Annotated in this window: 19 protein-coding genes; 4 read left to right on the top strand and 15 right to left on the bottom strand. The window is 71.6% G+C overall.

Annotation, left to right across the window (positions count from 1 at the left end):
- Window positions 1–5 precede the first annotated feature (5 nt).
- Window positions 6–1931: an ArnT family glycosyltransferase gene (locus ACLBWP_RS02045; protein WP_447653830.1), complete on the bottom strand. Its 1926-nt coding sequence runs from the start codon at window positions 1929–1931 to the stop codon at window positions 6–8.
- Between the two features lie 242 nt (window positions 1932–2173).
- Here ACLBWP_RS02045 and ACLBWP_RS02050 point away from each other — a divergent pair, with 242 nt between their 5' ends.
- On the top strand, window positions 2174–2851 hold the full coding sequence (locus ACLBWP_RS02050) for a hypothetical protein (protein ID WP_447653831.1): 678 nt from the start codon (window positions 2174–2176) through the stop codon (window positions 2849–2851).
- A 10-nt stretch (window positions 2852–2861) separates the two neighbouring features.
- Here the strand turns inward: ACLBWP_RS02050 and ACLBWP_RS02055 are convergent, their stop codons facing one another.
- Together ACLBWP_RS02055 and ACLBWP_RS02060 are read right to left on the bottom strand one after the other, a co-directional pair.
- The gene (locus ACLBWP_RS02055; RefSeq protein WP_447653832.1) at window positions 2862–3260 is read right to left on the bottom strand and encodes a hypothetical protein; all 399 of its coding nucleotides are present in this window, start codon (window positions 3258–3260) and stop codon (window positions 2862–2864) included.
- Window positions 3261–3265: 5 nt separating this feature from the next.
- Window positions 3266–3808 carry a GNAT family N-acetyltransferase gene (locus tag ACLBWP_RS02060; RefSeq protein WP_447653833.1) on the bottom strand — a complete coding sequence of 181 codons (543 nt, stop codon included), beginning with the start codon at window positions 3806–3808 and terminating at the stop codon, window positions 3266–3268.
- A gap of 71 nt (window positions 3809–3879) precedes the next feature.
- On the opposite strand from ACLBWP_RS02060, the gene ACLBWP_RS02065 reads away from it, so the two are divergent.
- The 3 genes from ACLBWP_RS02065 (at window position 3880) to ACLBWP_RS02075 (ending at window position 6188) form a co-directional block, all read left to right on the top strand.
- Entirely contained in the window at window positions 3880–4302 is a 423-nt protein-coding gene (locus ACLBWP_RS02065) for an NUDIX domain-containing protein (RefSeq protein ID WP_447653834.1), read from the top strand.
- Window positions 4303–4311: 9 nt separating this feature from the next.
- Complete coding sequence (locus ACLBWP_RS02070; RefSeq protein ID WP_447653835.1) at window positions 4312–5001, top strand: HAD family hydrolase; 690 nt, start codon at window positions 4312–4314, stop codon at window positions 4999–5001.
- Between the two features lie 260 nt (window positions 5002–5261).
- A complete protein-coding gene (locus ACLBWP_RS02075; protein ID WP_447653836.1) occupies window positions 5262–6188 on the top strand; it encodes a YncE family protein in 927 nt (308 codons plus the stop codon).
- Between the two features lie 67 nt (window positions 6189–6255).
- On the opposite strand, the gene ACLBWP_RS02080 is transcribed toward ACLBWP_RS02075, so the two are convergent.
- Genes ACLBWP_RS02080 through ACLBWP_RS02135 form a run of 12 tightly spaced genes read right to left on the bottom strand, consistent with a single transcriptional unit; the run spans window position 6256 to window position 16358 of the window.
- On the bottom strand, window positions 6256–7431 hold the full coding sequence (locus tag ACLBWP_RS02080; RefSeq protein WP_243561178.1) for a flagellar hook protein FlgE: 1176 nt from the start codon (window positions 7429–7431) through the stop codon (window positions 6256–6258).
- Window positions 7432–7481: 50 nt separating this feature from the next.
- Window positions 7482–7913: a flagellar hook assembly protein FlgD gene (locus tag ACLBWP_RS02085; RefSeq protein ID WP_243561177.1), complete on the bottom strand. Its 432-nt coding sequence runs from the start codon at window positions 7911–7913 to the stop codon at window positions 7482–7484.
- 25 nt (window positions 7914–7938) lie between these two features.
- Entirely contained in the window at window positions 7939–9483 is a 1545-nt protein-coding gene (locus tag ACLBWP_RS02090; RefSeq protein WP_447653837.1) for a flagellar hook-length control protein FliK, read from the bottom strand.
- Window positions 9480–10196, bottom strand: coding sequence for a C40 family peptidase (locus ACLBWP_RS02095; RefSeq protein ID WP_447653838.1), 717 nt, complete (start codon window positions 10194–10196; stop codon window positions 9480–9482). The genes ACLBWP_RS02090 and ACLBWP_RS02095 overlap by 4 nt, the downstream gene beginning before the upstream one ends.
- A complete protein-coding gene (locus tag ACLBWP_RS02100) occupies window positions 10193–10624 on the bottom strand; it encodes a flagellar FliJ family protein (protein WP_447653839.1) in 432 nt (143 codons plus the stop codon). Before ACLBWP_RS02100 ends, ACLBWP_RS02095 begins: the two co-directional genes overlap by 4 nt.
- Window positions 10624–11952: a FliI/YscN family ATPase gene (locus ACLBWP_RS02105; protein WP_447653841.1), complete on the bottom strand. Its 1329-nt coding sequence runs from the start codon at window positions 11950–11952 to the stop codon at window positions 10624–10626. The genes ACLBWP_RS02100 and ACLBWP_RS02105 overlap by 1 nt, the downstream gene beginning before the upstream one ends.
- The gene (locus ACLBWP_RS02110) at window positions 11949–12596 is read right to left on the bottom strand and encodes a hypothetical protein (protein WP_447653842.1); all 648 of its coding nucleotides are present in this window, start codon (window positions 12594–12596) and stop codon (window positions 11949–11951) included. The genes ACLBWP_RS02105 and ACLBWP_RS02110 overlap by 4 nt, the downstream gene beginning before the upstream one ends.
- On the bottom strand, window positions 12589–13623 hold the full coding sequence (fliG, locus tag ACLBWP_RS02115; RefSeq protein ID WP_308221864.1) for a flagellar motor switch protein FliG: 1035 nt from the start codon (window positions 13621–13623) through the stop codon (window positions 12589–12591). The genes ACLBWP_RS02110 and fliG overlap by 8 nt, the downstream gene beginning before the upstream one ends.
- The gene (gene fliF / locus ACLBWP_RS02120; RefSeq protein WP_447653843.1) at window positions 13620–15293 is read right to left on the bottom strand and encodes a flagellar basal-body MS-ring/collar protein FliF; all 1674 of its coding nucleotides are present in this window, start codon (window positions 15291–15293) and stop codon (window positions 13620–13622) included. The genes fliG and fliF overlap by 4 nt, the downstream gene beginning before the upstream one ends.
- Window positions 15293–15622 carry a flagellar hook-basal body complex protein FliE gene (gene fliE, locus ACLBWP_RS02125; RefSeq protein WP_447653844.1) on the bottom strand — a complete coding sequence of 110 codons (330 nt, stop codon included), beginning with the start codon at window positions 15620–15622 and terminating at the stop codon, window positions 15293–15295. The genes fliF and fliE overlap by 1 nt, the downstream gene beginning before the upstream one ends.
- Window positions 15622–16017 (bottom strand): flagellar basal body rod protein FlgC, encoded by a 396-nt coding sequence (locus tag ACLBWP_RS02130; protein ID WP_071300900.1) that lies wholly within the window; start codon window positions 16015–16017, stop codon window positions 15622–15624. Before ACLBWP_RS02130 ends, fliE begins: the two co-directional genes overlap by 1 nt.
- The gene (locus tag ACLBWP_RS02135; protein ID WP_243561170.1) at window positions 16014–16358 is read right to left on the bottom strand and encodes a flagellar basal body rod protein FlgB; all 345 of its coding nucleotides are present in this window, start codon (window positions 16356–16358) and stop codon (window positions 16014–16016) included. The genes ACLBWP_RS02130 and ACLBWP_RS02135 overlap by 4 nt, the downstream gene beginning before the upstream one ends.
- Between the last annotated feature and the right edge of the window lie 54 nt (window positions 16359–16412).

The raw sequence follows: 16412 nt of genomic DNA on the forward strand, positions 1-16412 counted from the left end.
GTAGATCAGGACGACGAGCCGAGGTCGTAGACGGTCGTGCCGCCGATGGTGGTGGCCTCGAAGTGCGCCTCGACCCACGCGGTGATCTTCGCCGCGGCGGTGTCCGAGCTGCTCGACGTGCCGGGGACGAAGTAGTGGATCTCCCCCGCCGCCACCTCGCTTCGGAACTGCGCCAGGGTCGGGGACGGGTCGGTGCCGTTGTAGCCACCGATCGCCATCACCGGGTCGCCGGTCGCCAGCTGGTAGGTCGCGGCGCTGTTCGACCCGACAGTTGCCGCGACCCAGGTGTAGTCGTCGGCGTCCTTCGACAGGGCCTCCTGCAGCGCCGTCGCCACGGTCGTCGATCCGCCGAGCAGGTTGCCGGCGGCGCCACCGGTCCCGCCGCCGTCGCCAGCGGGTGTGCTCCGGCTGCCGGCAGCGCCCTGCCCGCCGGGTGTGCCCGTTCCGCCGGGCCCACCGGCCGCGCCGGGCCCGCCCTGCGCACCGGGTCCGCCGCCCGTACCGACGGACGGGCCGGCGGAGGGCAGGGCGCCGGTGTGGCCGACGGTGACGGTCTGCACCGAGAACGCCGTCGGTCCGAGCAGTGCGGTCACGAGCACGACGCTGGCGGTGACCACGCTGAGCGAGCGGGTGCGTCGCGGCAGCAGCACGAGGACCGCGGCGACGACGGTGGTCACGAGTACGGTCCAGCGGATCCAGGGCTGCCACGTCGAAGCCAGCGACAGCAGGTGGAACGACCACGCGCCGGTGAGCGCGACGGTGACCGCAGCGACGACACGCCATGCCAGCCGTTGCCGGCGCTGCCACAGCAGTCCGGCGCCGATGCCGACGAGCCCGGCGATGTACGGAGCGAGCCCGACCGTGTAGTACGGGTGGAAGATCCCGCCCATGAAGCTGAACACCAGGCCGGTGGTCAGCAGCGACAGCCCGAGCACCAGCACCGTGGCGGCACGCGGATCGGTGCGGCGGCGCAGCCCGACAGCGGCCAGCGTGACGACGAGCAGGACCAGAGCGGTCGGCAGTAGCCAGGTGATCTGCGTCGCGAACTCCGACCCGAACAGCCGAGTGAGTCCGGTCGACCCCCAGGATCCGGCGCCGGTGGTGCCGCTTCCCGGCACGACGCTGCCGGTCTCGTCGCCGGTGACCCGACCGAAGCCGTTGTAGCCGAACGTCAGCTCGAGGAAGTCGTTGGTCTGTGACCCGCCGATGTACGGCCGCGCCGACGCGGGAACGAGTTCGACGATCGCGACCCACCACCCCGCCGAGACGACGAGCGCTCCGGCCGCGGCGAGCAGGTGCCCGATCCTCCGCAGCAGCGGTCGCGGCGACGCCCACAGGTACACCCCGATCAGCGGCGGCAGCACCAGGAACGCCTGCAGCTGCTTGGTCAGGAAACCGAGGCCGACCAGCACGCCGGCCCAGACGATCCACCGCATCGCGCCCGTCTCGATGCCCCGCAGGGCGAGAGCGATCGCGCCGACCGTCAGCAGCGTCAGCAGCGCGTCGGGATTGTCGTACCGGAACATCAGCGCCGCGACGGGGGTGGTCGCCAGGGCACCGCCCGCGAGCAGCGCAGCTCCCGCGGAGAATCGACGACGGACGATCCGGTACAGGATCGCGACCGTGGCGACGCCCATCAGCGCTTCGGGCACCAGGATCGACCACGAGCTCAACCCGAACACGCGGACCACGATGCCGATCACCCACAGGAACGCCGGCGGCTTGTCGACGGTGATCGCGTTCGCGGCGTCGGACGAGCCGTAGAAGAACGCCTCCCAGCTCTGGCTGCCGGCCTGCACGGCGGCGGCGTAGAACGCGTTGCCCCATCCGTTGACACCGAGGTTGACCAGGTACAGCGCCGCGGTCCCCGCCAGCAGCCCGAGGTACGCGGGCCGTTCCCACGCGGCCGTTCCCACGCGACCGCGGATCACCCTCCGGAGGATCGCGTGGGCCGGCGGGATGCGTCGTGAGGACGGGGCGTGTGGTCGTCCCGCAGTCGTCGTCTGAGCCATCACCCCACCGTGATGTGCCTGGTTGCGTGCAGCGTTGCCGGGTCCTTCGCATCGCCTAAGGGCCTTCCGTGCCACCGCGGGACCGTGCCATCATCGCGGCATGGCCACGCTCGTCAGCGGCAACCCCGGGTCCGGGACGTCGAGTTCCGTTGGAGGCGTCCATGGACCTGCGTGAGGCAGCGATCCGGAACAACGTCACGTGGTGCGCGACCGTCGCGGGGGCGCCCGGAACGATCGACGACGCGAACGGGTTCTGGTTGCTCGACACCGCGCCGCCACCGTTGTTCCCGGACCTGGTCACACTGCGCCCCGGCGTGGCACCGGACGACGTCGCGCAGGCGCTGACCGGACGTGACCGGTGCTCGGTCAAGGACAGCTTCGCCGACGTCGACCTGACGGCGCACGGCTTCGCGGTCGCGTTCGAGGCGCAGTGGATAGGTCGTGCACCGCGGTCCAGCGGATCGGTCAGCCGTGGGTGGTTCGTCGCGCGCGATGCCGAGCAGTTGGCGTCGTGGAACCGAGCGTCGGGGCTGCCGTCGCCGCTCCCCGACCACCTGCTCGACGACGCCGGCACCGCCGTCGTCGTGTTCGGTTCGGTGGACCAGATCACCGCGGGTGCAGTCGTGATGCGGGGTGCCGACGTCGCCGGGCTGTCCAACGTGTTCGACCACGGCGACCAGGTGACGACGAGCACCTGGCGGGACCTGCTGGCGGTCGCGGACCTGCTGTGTCCGGGTCTGCCCGTCGTCGACTACGAGCACGGGGTCGACCTTGCGACGGCGCTCACCGCCGGGTTGCGGACGACCGGTCCGCTGCGGGTGTGGGTGCGCCCGCACTGACCGGTGGCGCTCAGCGCGGAGCTCGTGGGTTCCGGTCGTCGTCGTGCAGCGCCAGGAACGCCGCTTGTGCTCGGCGGTTCGTGGCCGGCGACGCTGCACGGTACCGCCGTGAACCCGACCCACGCTCGGGATGCAACACCTCGACCGCGAACTGGTCGCCGAGTTCGACGGCCAGAGCCCATGCGAGCCGTTCGCCCTCGCGCTCGTAGGACTCCCGGTGTTCGGGGAGCACGGCGTACCCGTGGCGGTCGTCGAGCACCTCGTCGTACCGGGCTTCGAAGGCGCGGAGGTCCCGTTCGAGCTCGGGTGACAGGTGCATCTCGTCGTAGTCGAGGGGTCCGCGGTACCAGACGGGCGAGTCACCGTGATCGATGAAGACCCGCACGAGCCACTCGGCATCGTTCGTCACGATCGTCATCCCGCTCGGTGCGGCCAGCACATCGGGAGACCCGGCGTGACGGGAGCAGCGTCGCTCGCCAGACGTGCATGGGTCTCGACGTCGAAGCGCTCCGCGCCGTACAGCAGTTTCTGGCGCTCGACACCCTCGGCCACGAAGCCCGCCGCGGTGGCGACCCGGCACGATGCCGGGTTGTTCACACGGTGTCCGAGTTCGAGTCGGAACAGGCCGGCGTCGAACGCCCACGCAGCAACGGCCTGCACGGCACGCGACGCCGAGCCATGCCCTCGGGCACCGGGAGCCAGCCAGTACGAGACCCACGCTGTCCGGTGTCGCATCTCGATCGCCGTGAGCCCCACGTTCCCGACGGCGACCCCGTCCTGGACGACCGCCCAGTGCTTCGCGCGCTCGCCGAACGGCAGGAACGTGCTGATGTAGTCGGTCGCCGCGAGTTCGTCGTGGATGTCTGCGCCGGCGAACTGCGGGTCGAGGTCGGCGCTCGACCGCCGGGCGACGAGCAGCGCCGACGCGTCGTCGGGCGACCACGGTCGGAGATGCACGGGCACAGTTCATCTTCTCAGGTGGGTCGCGCAGCGGGACACGACGCCGCAGTTCGTGGTGAGCTGGGTCGATGCGCATCAGGTCAGCGGCCGTCGTCATCGGGAACGACCGTCTGCTCGTGATCGACCGGCACAAAGACGGTCGTCACTACTGCGTCCTGCCGGGTGGTGGTGTGGAGGACGGCGAGGACCTCCGCCAGGCGTGTCGGCGTGAGTTGTTCGAGGAGACGGGGCTCGAGGGCACCGTCGATGACCTGATCGACGTGCCGATCGACCACGACGTCCCGGTTGCGTACTTCGCGGTCCGGGTGGGCCGTGAGGCCGTAACCCTGGGCGGCCCGGAGCGCGACCGAGCGTCGGCAACGAACCGCTACGAGCCGCGGTGGGTCGCGGTCGACGCGCTCGCGACGATCCCACTCGTGCCGGAGACCGCACGACGGGCGGTCGAACTGGCGGTCGAACTGGCCTCGACCATGCAGAAGGACGCCCCGTAGCCTGGGCGCATGACGGCTCTGCGCGCAGTCTGCTTCGACCTGGACGGGACCCTGTTCGACCACCGGGGCGCCGCCCGGACGGGTGTCGTCGCGTTCCTCGAGCGCCTGGGCCTGCAGCCCACGGACGCGGCCGTGGACGCGTGGTTCGCCGCCGAGGACGAGCAGTACGAGCGATGGCGATCGCGACAGATCAGCTTCCAGGAGCAGCGGCGAGCACGCTTGCGCACGGTCTTGCCAGCGCTCGGTCGCCCGGTTCCCACCGACGACGACGGACTGGACGCCCTGTTCGACGAGTACCTGCAGGGGTACCGGACGTCGTGGCGTCTGTTCCCTGGGACGCTCTCCCTGCTGCAGGACCTCCGCTCTCGGGGCTTCCGCCTGGGCCTGCTGACCAACGGGTCCGAGGAACAACAGCGCGACAAGCTCGCGCGGACCGGTCTCGACACCGCGTTCGACGCCGTGTGCATCTCCGAAGCCATCGGTGTCCAGAAGCCCGACGCGCGGGCGTTCCTGACGGTGGCACGTGCGCTGGACGTCGGTCCCGCCGAGTGTCTGTTCGTCGGCGACGACGTCGCGCGCGACATCGTCGGTGCGCGTGCTGCCGGTATGCGTGCACTGCTGGTCGACCACGACGTACCCGGTTCGGCCGACATCCGGACCGTCGTGCTGGGTGCTGTCGACGCTGCGGCGATGCCGTGAGACCCGCCGACCTGACGACCCGTGTGTGCCGCAGTCGTGCTGCAGCACACCGGACCCGATCCACCTGACGTGCGCGGGGACGCCCGATGTAGCCTCCACATGTGACCCGGTCCACACGTGCTCGACGCCCGCACCGCGGTGTGGTCCTCGTCGGCATCTGCGCGCTTGCAGTCGTCCTCGCCGGGTGTACGGCTCCGCCCACCACGCCGACACCCTCCGCCTCCGCCTCCGCCACGAAACTGGGCTACCAGGGCCATGCCGTGACGAAAGCGGCTGAGCCAGGGTCCGCACCCGCTCCATCGACGCCACCCGTCGGCCGGGTGGTCGCGTTGCCCGAGGGCACCCACCCGTGGGGTGTGGCGTTCGTCGACTCCGTCCACACGGTGTACCTCGCCGCGCGCAAACAGGACGCGTTCGCCGTCTACGACATCGCCACAGGATCGGTCACCACCAAGGCGGTGCCCGGTGCCGGCCGGATGATCGATCTCTCCGCCCCGAACGGGCCACTGCTGCTGCCCGCCGAGGACAAGGCGACGCTGTTCCGACTCGCGGTGCCCTCGCTGAAGGTGGAGAGCTCCGAATCGACGAGCACCCAACCGCATCAAGCAGTCGAGGTCGGCGAGACGACGTTCGTGACCGAAGAGTACGGCCATGCCGTTCGTGCGCTGCGCGACGGCAAGACCGTGGCGCACTTCACGCAGCCGGTCCAGCCCGGCGGGATCACCGCCGTCGGTGACCGCGTCGCTGCGGTCGACGTCGCAGCCAACCTGCTCTTCGTGTACGACGCGACCACCCTGCGACTGGTCGCAGCGCTCCCCGCCGGCAAGGGCCCGAGCCACGTGGTGCCCATCGGCGGCAGCCGGGTCGCCGTGTGCGACGTGCGCGGGAACGCGGTCCTGACCTACGACCTGGCCGGCACCCCGCGACTGCTCGGTCGAGCATCTGTGCCCGGGCGTGCGTTCTGGATCGGCTCCGATCAGGACGGCACGGTGTACACGGCTCTGGCGAACACGAACAAGATCGCGGAGCTGAAGGTGTCGTCGGCAGGCAGGCCGACGCTGGTGAAGACGGTGCCGACCGTCCGGAACCCCGTCTCGTTCGACCGGGATCCCGTCACCGGCGACCTGTACGTCGGTGGCTACGCAGACTCGCAGCTGCAGGTCATCCCCGCGTCCGCCTTCCGATGACAGGAGGCGCGGGTGCCAGCTGGCACCGCGCCTCCCGTCCGACAGGTCGTCGCCGCGGCGACGTCGACTAGCGCTTCAGGTTCGTCAGCTCCTGCAGCACCTCGTCCGAGGTGGTGATGATGCGCGCGTTCGCCTGGAACCCGCGCTGCGCCACGATCAGGTTCGTGAACTCCTGCGACAGGTCCACGTTCGACATCTCGAGCGTGCCGGCCGCCAGCGATCCGATGCCCGCCGACCCGGGGACGCCGACCTGCGCCTGGCCGGAGTTGGCCGTCGCACGGTAGCCCGATGCGCCGGCCTTCTCGAGGCCACCGGGGTTGGCGAACGTCGCCAGGGCGATCCGGCCGAGGGCCATCGACGACCCGTTCGAGAACGTCCCCATCACGGTGCCGTCCTTCGAGATGGTGTAGTTCTGCAGCGAGCCGGCCTCGTGGCCGTTCTGCGACGAGATCGACGCGGTGTTCAACGAGGCGAACCCGGACAGCTGCGTCATGTCGACGGTGATGCCACCGACGGCGAGGGTCGCACCGGCGGTGATCTTGCCGTCCGGACCGAAGGTGACGTTGCCGGTGGCCGAGGTACCCTGCCCGTTCGAGGCCGCGACGGACCAGCCGCCCGCGGTGCGGGTGTAGGCCAGGGACAGCGTGTGCTTCGTGCCGTACTGGTCGTACACGGTGGCGTCGCGGTTGAGCGTCTCGCCGACGGCGGTGTCCGAGGGCAGGTTGCCCGCGACGGTCGCCGAGGTGGTGGCGGTCGCCGGGGCAGCGGCCTGCAACGGCAGGGTGATGTCGGACAGCGCGCCGCCGTCGTTCACGACGCCGTTCGTGGCGGAGTAGCCCTGCACGATCTTGCCGTCCGAGCTGACCAGGCGCCCGTTCGCGTCGAAGTCGAACGCGCCCGCGCGGCTGTACACGGTGTCGTTGCCCAGGCGGGTGACGAAGAAGCCGTCGCCGGAGATCATCAGGTCGGTGGCCTTGCCGGTGGCCTGCGCCGAGCCCTGCGCGAAGTTGGTGGAGACGCCGGCGACCTGCACACCCAGACCGATCTGAGCGGGGTTGGTGCCACCGATGCCGGTCTGCGGTCCCCCGGCACCCTGGGTCATCTGCGACAGGGTGTCCTGGAACACGGTGGTCGAGGCCTTGAAGCCGACCGTGTTGACGTTGGCGATGTTGTTGCCCGTGACGTCGAGCATCTCCTGGTGCGAGCGGAGGCCGGAGATCCCGGAGTAGAGCGAGCGGAGCATGGTGTGTCCCTTTCAGGGAGGAGAAACGGAAGGAGGAGCGGGAAGAACGATCAGGAAGCGGTCTTGATACCGGAGATCACGTCGAGATCGACCTCCTTCCCGTTCACGGTCACGGTCGGCACGCTCTTGGCGTACGACACGGCGGTCGCGTTCCCGGTGATCGATGCACCCGAGGTCGCGTCCGTGTAGCTGACCTGCTTGCCGACGAGGTTCGCGGCAGCGATGCGCATCTGCAGCGAGAAGTTCTCGTTCCCCGTCGTGGTCTGGTTGGTGACCTGCTCCATCATCGCGAGCTGCGTCTGCTGGCTGATCATCTGGTTGGTGTCCATCGGCGAGGACGGGTCCTGGTTCTGCAGCTGCGTGACGAGCAGCTTCATGAAGACCTCGGAGTCCATCGTCTGGGACTTCTTCGTCGTGTTCGCAGCGAGGGCGGCGGCCTGGGTGGCCTGGTCGACACTGCCGGTGATCCCGTCGAGGGGCATGGTGGGTTCCTTGTCGTGATCCGGATCAGGCGAGGACGTCGAGTCCCGCGGTGCGGACGGTGGTGGTGGCGGCCCGAGCGGACTCGGCGGTGGTGGGTCGGGCCTCCCGGTCGGACGGCGGAGTCGCCGGTCCGCCGGTCGGACGCCCGTCGCGCGCGGCCGACTGGCCGGCCGACTGCCCCGGGTTGTTCTGCCCCGGGTGGTTCTGCGAGGACAGGTCGAGGGTGGTCGAGACCGCGGTGCCCTCGCGGCGCAGGTCCGGCAAGACCTGGCGTACCGCCTCGCGCCCGGCGTCCGAGGCCGCGAACAGCTCGACGTGCATGCCGTGCGCGGTGACGTGGGCCCGGACCGTCACCGGACCGAGGGCGTCCGGCACGACCTGCACCGTCACGACGTGATCGCCGGGGCCGGCCTGGGCGAGCGAGAACACCGGTCGTGCGAGCTGCTGCGCGAGGGGTGCCGGGGCGGAGGCGGTCGGCTGCGCCGACGTCGTCGCCGTGGCGGTCGGGGCGGCGGTCGGCAGCGCGAACGGCACGCCTGACGTCGTGGTCGGCTCGGTGGTCACGACCGTCGCGGCCGTCGCGGCCTGGAGGCTCGACTCACCCTGCGCGGGTCCGCTCGCGCCGCCGACACGGCGGGGTTGCAGGGCGGTGGTCGCTCCGGCCGTCACCGTCGCGGTGGTCGTCGGGGTCGCGGTGGTCGTCGGGGTCGCGGTGGGTGCCGCGGTGGTCGTCGGGGTCGCGGTGGTCGTCGCGGTCGCGGTGACGGGTACGGGTGCGGCGGCGGGTGCCGGACTCGCCTGAGCGGCCGACGGCGCGGTCGGCGTCGGCGCCGCCGACGCGGCCGCCGCAGCCCCCGCCGCACCCGCCGCGCCCACGCCTGCCGAGACTCGGCCCACCGGACTGTTCGCGGCCGCGGCAGCGCGAGTTTCGTCCGCCCGGCCGAGACTCGGCGCCGCATCCGCGGTGGCGGAAGCGGCGGCGGTACCCGTGCCGGTACTGGCTGCGGACATGGCCGCGCCCGCAGGGGTGCCGGCCGAGTCTCGGCTGGCCGGACGACCTGCGGCCGCTGCACCATGCAATGTGTCCGCCGCGCCGAGACTCGGCGCAGCAGCAGCAGCGGCACCCGCAACGGCCTGCGCCGTGGCACCCGCCGACGAACCGGCCGTCGTGCCGAGCGCGCCGAGCGTGCCCGCACCGTTGCCGGCCGCCGAGTCTCGGCCAGCCGGACGCTCTGCGGCGGTTCCGAGCCGAGTTCCGTCCGCCTGGGCGAGACTCGGCGCAGGGCCACCGGCAGCAGCAGCCGTCAGGCCGAGCAGCGCGGCCAACCCGGCGGGCTGCCCCGCGGGTGCGGCGGTGTCGTCGGCCGACGCGGCGGTCGTGTCGGCGTCCGCGCCCCTCCGCGGTGCGGCCTGCTGCCGCTCGGGGCGCGCACCGACCGCCGTCATCGCGGCGTCGAACCCGCTGCTCGTCGCGGCGGCGTCACCGGACGGCGCGGCGGAACGGCCGGTCGACGCCGGTGCCGCTACGGGACCGGGCGCCCCCGGGGCGACGGTCATCGTCGGGCTCATGCGCCACTCCCCGACTGCAGCAGGGACATCAGCGCAGCGGTCTGCAGATCGGTGCCCGACCCCGACGCGCTCGGTGCCGAGACGGCCTTGGTGGCGGCAGCCTCCTGTGCCGACGGCACGATGCGCCGGATGGTGGCGATGTCGGAGTCCTTGTACCAGTTGTCGACGATCCGGACGTCCTTGCCGGGGCGGGGCGCATGCAGCACCTTGCCGTCGCCGACGTAGATCACCACGTGGCCCTCGCCCTTCGGGATGATCAGGTCGCCGGGCTGCGCCTGCGCCAACGAGGGCACGGCGACGCCCATCTTCGCCTGGTCCGGCACGACCCGCGGCATGGTGACGCCGAGGTCCTTGAACACGGTCTGCACCAGGCCCGAGCAGTCCATGCCCGCGGTGGTGGTGCCACCGAACACGTACGGCACGCCGAGGTACTTCTTCGCGTCGGCCACGACGTCGTCGCCGGTCTTGCCGCTGCCGGTCGCGACCGTGCCCTTGCCCGCGTCGACGGACGTGGCCGGCGCGGTGGTGGTGGCCGCGGTCGATGCACTGGCTGCGGCACCGCCGGTGGCGGTCGCGGCCATCGTCGCGTCGAACGCCGACGACGACGCGGCGGCAGCGGCCGACGACGAGGACGTGCGGGTCCCACCGCTCTGCAGCGTGTCGATCTGGGAGCGGATCTCGGAGATCCGGCTCAGCACGGCATCCAGGCTCATCGGGTCCCCCCTTCGGTGCGGCTGCGTGCCGCGATCTCGTCGAGTGCGTTCTGTTCGGTGCGGAGCTCCTCGGCGCGGGCGGCGACCGTGTGCTGCTCCTCGAGCTTCTCGAGCCCCAGGGCCGACCGGCGTGCGGCGGAGTACTCGCCCTGCGCGCGCTCGGCGTCCGTGCGGCGGTGTTCGACGACCACGTCGAGCTCGCGCAGCATCCCCCGTGTCGCGGCCCGGGCTGCGGCGACGGCGCTCAGGGTGGCGGCGTCCTCGATCGGCATCGCGGTGGCCGAGTCCTCGAGCGTGCGGCGTGCGGCGATGCGGGCGTCGGCGGCCTCACGGACGCGGTCGTTCGCGGTCGTCAGCGTTGCCGCAGCGCGGTCCTGTTCGGCGTGCCGCAGGCGCAGGAGCCCGGCGAGCGGGAAGGTCCGAGCCATCACGCACCCCCGAGCTGGCGGACGAGCGCGTCGAGCCGCTGCCACGAGTCCGCGGCGGTGACCCGCTCGTCCATGCCCTGGCGCAGGAACTGGTCGATCGCGTCCTGGTGGTCGACGGCCGCGTCCACCAGCGGGTTCGATCCACGCTGGTACGCGCCGACGTCGAGCAGGTCCTGCGCGGCCTTGCGAGCGGCCATCACCTTTCGCAGGCCGGTCGCGGCGGCACGCTCGGCGGGCGAGGTGACCTTCGACGCCACGCGGGAGATCGACCCGAGGGCGTCGACGGACGGGAAGTGCCCCGTGACGGCGAGCTTCCGGTCGAGCACCACGTGCCCGTCGAGGATGCTGCGCGCGGCGTCGGCGATCGGCTCGTTGTGGTCGTCGCCGTCCACGAGCACCGTGTACAGCCCGGTGATGCTGCCCACCCGGTCGGTGCCGGCACGCTCGAGCAGCCCGGCGAGCATCGAGAACGTCGACGGCGGGTAGCCCCGGGTGGCGGGTGGTTCGCCGACGGACAGGCCGATCTCGCGCTGCGCCATCGCGACGCGGGTCAGCGAGTCCATCATGAGCACGACGTCCTGACCCGCATCGCGGAACGACTCGGCGATGCGGGTGGCGACGAACGCGGCACGAAGGCGCATCAGCGCAGGCTCGTCCGAGGTGGACACGACGACGATCGACCGCGCGAGCCCCTCGTGCCCCAGGTCGTCCTCCAGGAACTCGCGCACCTCGCGGCCACGTTCGCCGACCAGCGCGATGACGTTGACGGCCGCGTCGCTCCCCCGAGCGATCATCGACAGCAACGAGGACTTGCCGACACCGGACCCGGCGAACAGGCCCATGCGCTGCCCGCGTCCCACGGTGGTCAGGGTGTCGAGCACGCGGACCCCGAGCTGCATCGGCGTGTCGATCCGGGTGCGGGCCATCGCGTTCGGCGTGGCGTGGTCGAGCTCGACCCAGTCGTCGGCGTCGAGCGGTCCGCGGTCGTCGATCGGCAGCCCGAGCCCGTCGAGCACCCGCCCGAACAGTCCACGTCCGGTCGGCACCAGCACGGGACGGCCCGTCGGTCGTGCGGGCATCCCGGCGGTCACGCCGGTCAGCCGTCCGAGCGGCATGCAGCGCACACCGCTGGCGTCGGTGGCGACGACCTCGACGGCGGTCTGCGGTCCGTCCTCGCGGCCGACCATGACGACCTCGCCGACGCTGACGTCGAGCCCGGCGACGGTCAGCCCCAGGCCGACGGCGCTCGTGACGACCCCGACGCGCTGCGGTGCGGCAAGGGCCACCGCGGCGTCGAGCGCGCGCGGTCGGAGCAGGGTGGCGGTCATGCGCTGACCCCCAGTGCGGCCTTCGCGCGGGCGAGCGCGGCGCCGATCCGGGCGTCGAGCACGCCGTCCGGCAGGTCCACGACGGCATCGCCGTCGGACAGGGTCGCGTCGGTGCGGACGGCGACCGGCAGGTCCAGGACCGCGACGGCGGCCGCGTCCGCCGGGCTGAGCCGTACGGCGATCGCGAGCGTGTGGTCGACCAGCGCGAGTGCACGACGGACGGTCGCCTCGGCGCCGGGCTGCACCCGGTCCTCCAGGCCGTCGTCGACCACGCTGTCCGCGGATGCCGGACGGGAGGCCCGGATCGCGTACCCGACGGCGGCGTCGGCCAGTTCCATGGCCGCGTCCACCACCGACTGCTCGGCGGACGCCAGCACAGGTGCGGTGCGCGCGAGCAGCGCGTCCGTCGCGGCCGACATCGCGGCGAGCCGCCGCGCGGTGTCGGCTTCGAGTCGCTCGAGTCGGGCGACGTGCGCCGCCTCGAGTTCGGCGCGCAGGGCCTCGGTGTCCGTGTGCGCGGCGCGCAGTCCGGCCGCGTAGCCGGCAGCGTGTCCGCGGACCTCGGCGCTGGCGGCACGGCTGGCTGAGCCGGCGTCGGCGACGACCGGGAACGCGACCCGCGCGAACGTGGTGGTGTCAGTCAACGAGCTCGTCCTCCTCGGCGCGGTGGACGGTGATGACGCCCTGGGCCTCGAGCTCACGGACGGAGCGCACGACCTCGGCGCGGGCCTCCTCGACCTGCGACACGCGGACCGGGCCCATGGCCTGGATCTCGTCGTCGAGCAGCGAGCGGTTGCGTTCGGAGACGTTCGCGCGGATGGTCTCGACGACGGGTCCGGCGGCGCCCTTCATGGCGGTCGCCAGGATCTTCGAGTCGATCCCGCGCAGCACCTGCTGGATGTCACGGGACTCGAGCTTGACGATGTCCTCGAACGTGAGCATGCGCGAGCGGATGTCCTCGGCGAGCTCCGGGTCGCGCGCCTCGAGCCCGTCGAGCACGGCCTTCTCGGTGGCGACGTCGGAGCGGTTGATGATGTCGACCAGGGGCGCGATGCCGCCGACGACCTCGACGCTCTCGCGCGGGGACACGACGGCGCCGGCACGCTGGCGGAGCACGCCCGCGACGATCCCCACGGCCTCGGGCGTGGCGCTGCCCATCGTGGCGAACGCCTGCGCGACGTCGGTGCGGGCGCGGTCGTCGACCCCGGCGAGCACGGCGCTGGCCTGGGCGGGCTGCAGGTGGGCGAGCACCAGGGCGATGGTCTGCGGCAGCTCGCCCTCGAGCAGGGTGATGACCTGTCCGGGTTCGGCGTCGTCCAGGAAGTCGAAGGACTGCCCGGCCAGGTTCGAGGCCAGGCGGTCCATGACCCCGGCCGCGCGCTCGGAACCGAACGCGGCGTCGAGCAGGCCCAGCGCGGTGTCCTTGCCGCCGCGGCGGTGCGTGCGCCCGGTGCGGGTCATCCGGTGGAACTCGGTCAGCGTCGCGTCGACCACGGTGTCCTCGACGCGGCGCATCCGGACGATCTCGGCGGAGATCTCCTCGGCCTCCAGCTCGGAGAACTGCTTCATGACCTCGGCGGCGCGGTCGGTCTCCATCTGCATGAGGATGAGCGCGACCTTCTGCGCGCCGCTCAACGACCGCGGGCCGGAGGCGGCGACGGGGCCGTTCACACCGAGGTCCGGTCGTCCAGCAGGCCGCGCAGCAGCTCGGCGGTGCGCTTCGGGTCCCGCTCGGCCAGGTTCGAGATGTCCTGGCGGCGGCGCTCGGCACTGATCTCGTCGGTGGTGAGCACCTCGGTCGGCGCGTCGTCGTGCGGCAGGGTGGACAGCGCCACGGTCGGCGCGTCCGACCCGGCTGCGAGTCCGCTGCGCTGGTCGGCGGCGTCGACGGCGAGCGGCAGCTCGAACGACGAGCCGAAGGCGTCGAGCTCGCCGACGTCGACGCTCTCGCGTTCCTGACGGCGACCGCGGCGGGCCAGGAAGACGATCAGCGCGATCAGTGCGAGCGCGATCCCGACGACGATCCCGGCGGTGCGGATCGAGGACCACAGGGCCTCTTGCTGGTCGGCCGCCTGCTGGGTCTTCAGGGCCTTGGCAGCCTGGTCGGCGGCACTGGTGTCGAAGTCCATCATCGCCACCTTGACCTGGTCACCGCGTGCGGTGTCGGCACCAGCAGCGGCGGACACCAGGTCGTTGATGCTCTGCAGGTTCGCGTTCTGCACCGACGACGCCTTGCTGTTGAGCGCGACGGACACGGTCTGCCGGTCGACGCCGCCCGACGGCAGCTGCGTGGTCTCGGTGGTCTTGTCGACGGCGTTGTTCTTCGTCGAGGACTCGTTGTCGTACCCGCCGTCACCGCTCGCAGCGCCCGACGCGGTGCCGTTCGGGACGGCGATGTTGTCGGGGCCGAGCACGCCGGTCGCGCCGTTGGCCGCACCCGAGCCGGACCCGTACTGCTCCTTGGTCGACGACTCGTTGAGCGCCACCGGCCCGGTCGTCGGCGTCGTGAACGACTCGGACGTGCGGGTGCCGGTGTTCTGGTTCATCGTCGCCGACACGACGACGCTGGCGTTGCCGGCACCGAGCGTCGTGTCGAGCAGGTCCTGGATCTTCTTCGAGGTGGTCGCGTCGTAGTCGGCGGCCTGGTCCGCGCCGGACCCGGTGGCACCGGTGCCGACCGCGGACAGGGTCTGGCCCTTGGAGTCGACGACGGACACGTCGGTGGGCTGCATGCCCTCGACCGCGGCGCTGGTCAGGTGCACGATCGACTGCACCTGGTCGGTGGTCAGTTGCACGCCGTTCTTCGTCGCGATGAACACCGACGCGGTGGGGTCCTTCTCCTCGGACACGAACACCGACTTCGCCGGGATCGCGAGCTGCACGCTGGCGGTCTGCACGCCGTCCATCGCCGAGATCGTCTTCGCGAGCTCGCCCTCGATCGCGCGCTTGTACGTGACGTCCTGCTGGAACTCCGAGCTGGTGACGCCCATCTTGTCGAGCAGCGAGTAGCCGCCCTCGTTCGATGACGGCAACCCGTTCGACGCGGCCTTCAGGCGCTCCGTGTACACCGACGACTGCGGCACCAGGATGGTGGCGCCGCCGTCGGTCAGCTGGAACGGCACACCGTCCGTGGTGAGCTGGTCGGTGACCGAGGACGCGTCGGCAGCGGCCAGGCCGGTGAACAGCGGGGCGTACGACGGCTTGCCGAGCCACGAGGCCAGCGCGATCCCACCGAGCACGAGCGCCGCGACCGCCAGGATGGCGATGGTGCGCTGGGCGGCGGAGAAGCCCTTGACGTAGGCGCCGAGACGCCCGAACAGGTTCTGCAGTGCGGCGGGCATCAGGCCTGCATCCTCATGATCTCGTTGAAGGCGTCGACGCCCTTGTTGCGGACGGCGGCCACGAGCTCGAGCGTGACCTGCGCGCGGGTGGACGCGATGGTGGCGTCGTGGATGTCGTCGAGGTTGCCCGTGACGGCCTTGACGGCCAGGGTCTTCGACGTGCTCTGCAGGTCCTGCAGCCCGTCGACGGCGTTGCCGAGGCTGGCCGCGAACGACCCGTCGGTGCCGGTCGTGGGCTGCGTGCTGGTGGCGGGCGTCGTGGCCTGGGACGTGCCGAACACACCGGAGAGCGCGTTCGTGGTCACGCCGTTGACGGCGTCGATGGGCATCAGTTCTTCCCGATCTGCAGTGCCGCCTCGTAGGCGGTCTTGGCACGGTCGACCACGGCGGCGTTCGCCTGGTAGCCGCGCTGGGCCATGATGAGGTCCGCCATCTGCGTGCCGAGGTCGATGTCCGGCATGCGGACGTAGCCCTCGGGGTTCGCGAGCGGGTTGTCGGGGTCGTAGGTCACGCGGCCGGCGGCGCTGCCGAACGCGGCGCCCTTGACGTAGGCACCGGAGACGCCGGCGCCCTCCTGCACCTCGACGTAGCGGGCCTGGAACGCGGAGTCGTCCATCGACCGGACCGTGTTGACGTTGGCGATGTTGTCCGAGATGGCGTCGAGCCACTTGCGGTGCACGGTGAGCCCGGTGCTCGCGATGCCGATCGCGTCGAAGGTCGTCACGAGTTCGTCCGCATCGCCGCACGGACGCTCGTGAGCTCCGAGTTCATCGCCTGCGTGGCGAACTGGTACCGCAGCACGGTGTCGATGTTCGACAGCGTCTCCTCGTCGAGGTTGACGTTGTTGCCGTTGGTGTTCGTGGGCTCGAGCGAACGTGCGACGGTCGGCGTGGTGCGGCCGGACCCGTCGACGACGGACTGTGCGAGGGCGTCCTCGAACTGCACCTTCTCGGCGTGGTAGTTCGTGGTGTTGACGTTCGCGATGTTGTTCGCGATCACGCGCTGGCGCATCGACAGCCCGTCGAGCGCACTCTGCAGCGCGGACGACGTCACGGAATCCAACACGGGGGTCCCCCTCGTCAGGACGACATCGCCGGTCCGGTGATGACGTCGTGCGGT

The sequence above is a fragment of the Microbacterium sp. M1A1_1b genome (genome assembly GCF_053345565.1).

Bases quoted from the DNA above. Each gene is read 5' to 3' on its own strand.
- ACLBWP_RS02100 (WP_447653839.1), bottom strand. From the start codon at position 10,624: ATGGCTCGGACCTTCCCGCTCGCCGGGCTCCTGCGCCTGCGGCACGCC.
- ACLBWP_RS02070 (WP_447653835.1), top strand. From the start codon at position 4,312: ATGACGGCTCTGCGCGCAGTCTGCTTCGACCTGGACGGGACCCTGTTC.
- ACLBWP_RS02105 (WP_447653841.1), bottom strand. From the start codon at position 11,952: ATGACCGCCACCCTGCTCCGACCGCGCGCGCTCGACGCCGCGGTGGCC.
- ACLBWP_RS02095 (WP_447653838.1), bottom strand. From the start codon at position 10,196: ATGAGCCTGGATGCCGTGCTGAGCCGGATCTCCGAGATCCGCTCCCAG.
- ACLBWP_RS02065 (WP_447653834.1), top strand. From the start codon at position 3,880: ATGCGCATCAGGTCAGCGGCCGTCGTCATCGGGAACGACCGTCTGCTC.
- ACLBWP_RS02085 (WP_243561177.1), bottom strand. From the start codon at position 7,913: ATGCCCCTCGACGGGATCACCGGCAGTGTCGACCAGGCCACCCAGGCC.
- ACLBWP_RS02080 (WP_243561178.1), bottom strand. From the start codon at position 7,431: ATGCTCCGCTCGCTCTACTCCGGGATCTCCGGCCTCCGCTCGCACCAG.
- fliF (WP_447653843.1), bottom strand. From the start codon at position 15,293: ATGCCCGCCGCACTGCAGAACCTGTTCGGGCGTCTCGGCGCCTACGTC.
- ACLBWP_RS02090 (WP_447653837.1), bottom strand. From the start codon at position 9,483: ATGAGCCCGACGATGACCGTCGCCCCGGGGGCGCCCGGTCCCGTAGCG.
- ACLBWP_RS02050 (WP_447653831.1), top strand. From the start codon at position 2,174: ATGGACCTGCGTGAGGCAGCGATCCGGAACAACGTCACGTGGTGCGCG.
- fliE (WP_447653844.1), bottom strand. From the start codon at position 15,622: ATGCCCATCGACGCCGTCAACGGCGTGACCACGAACGCGCTCTCCGGT.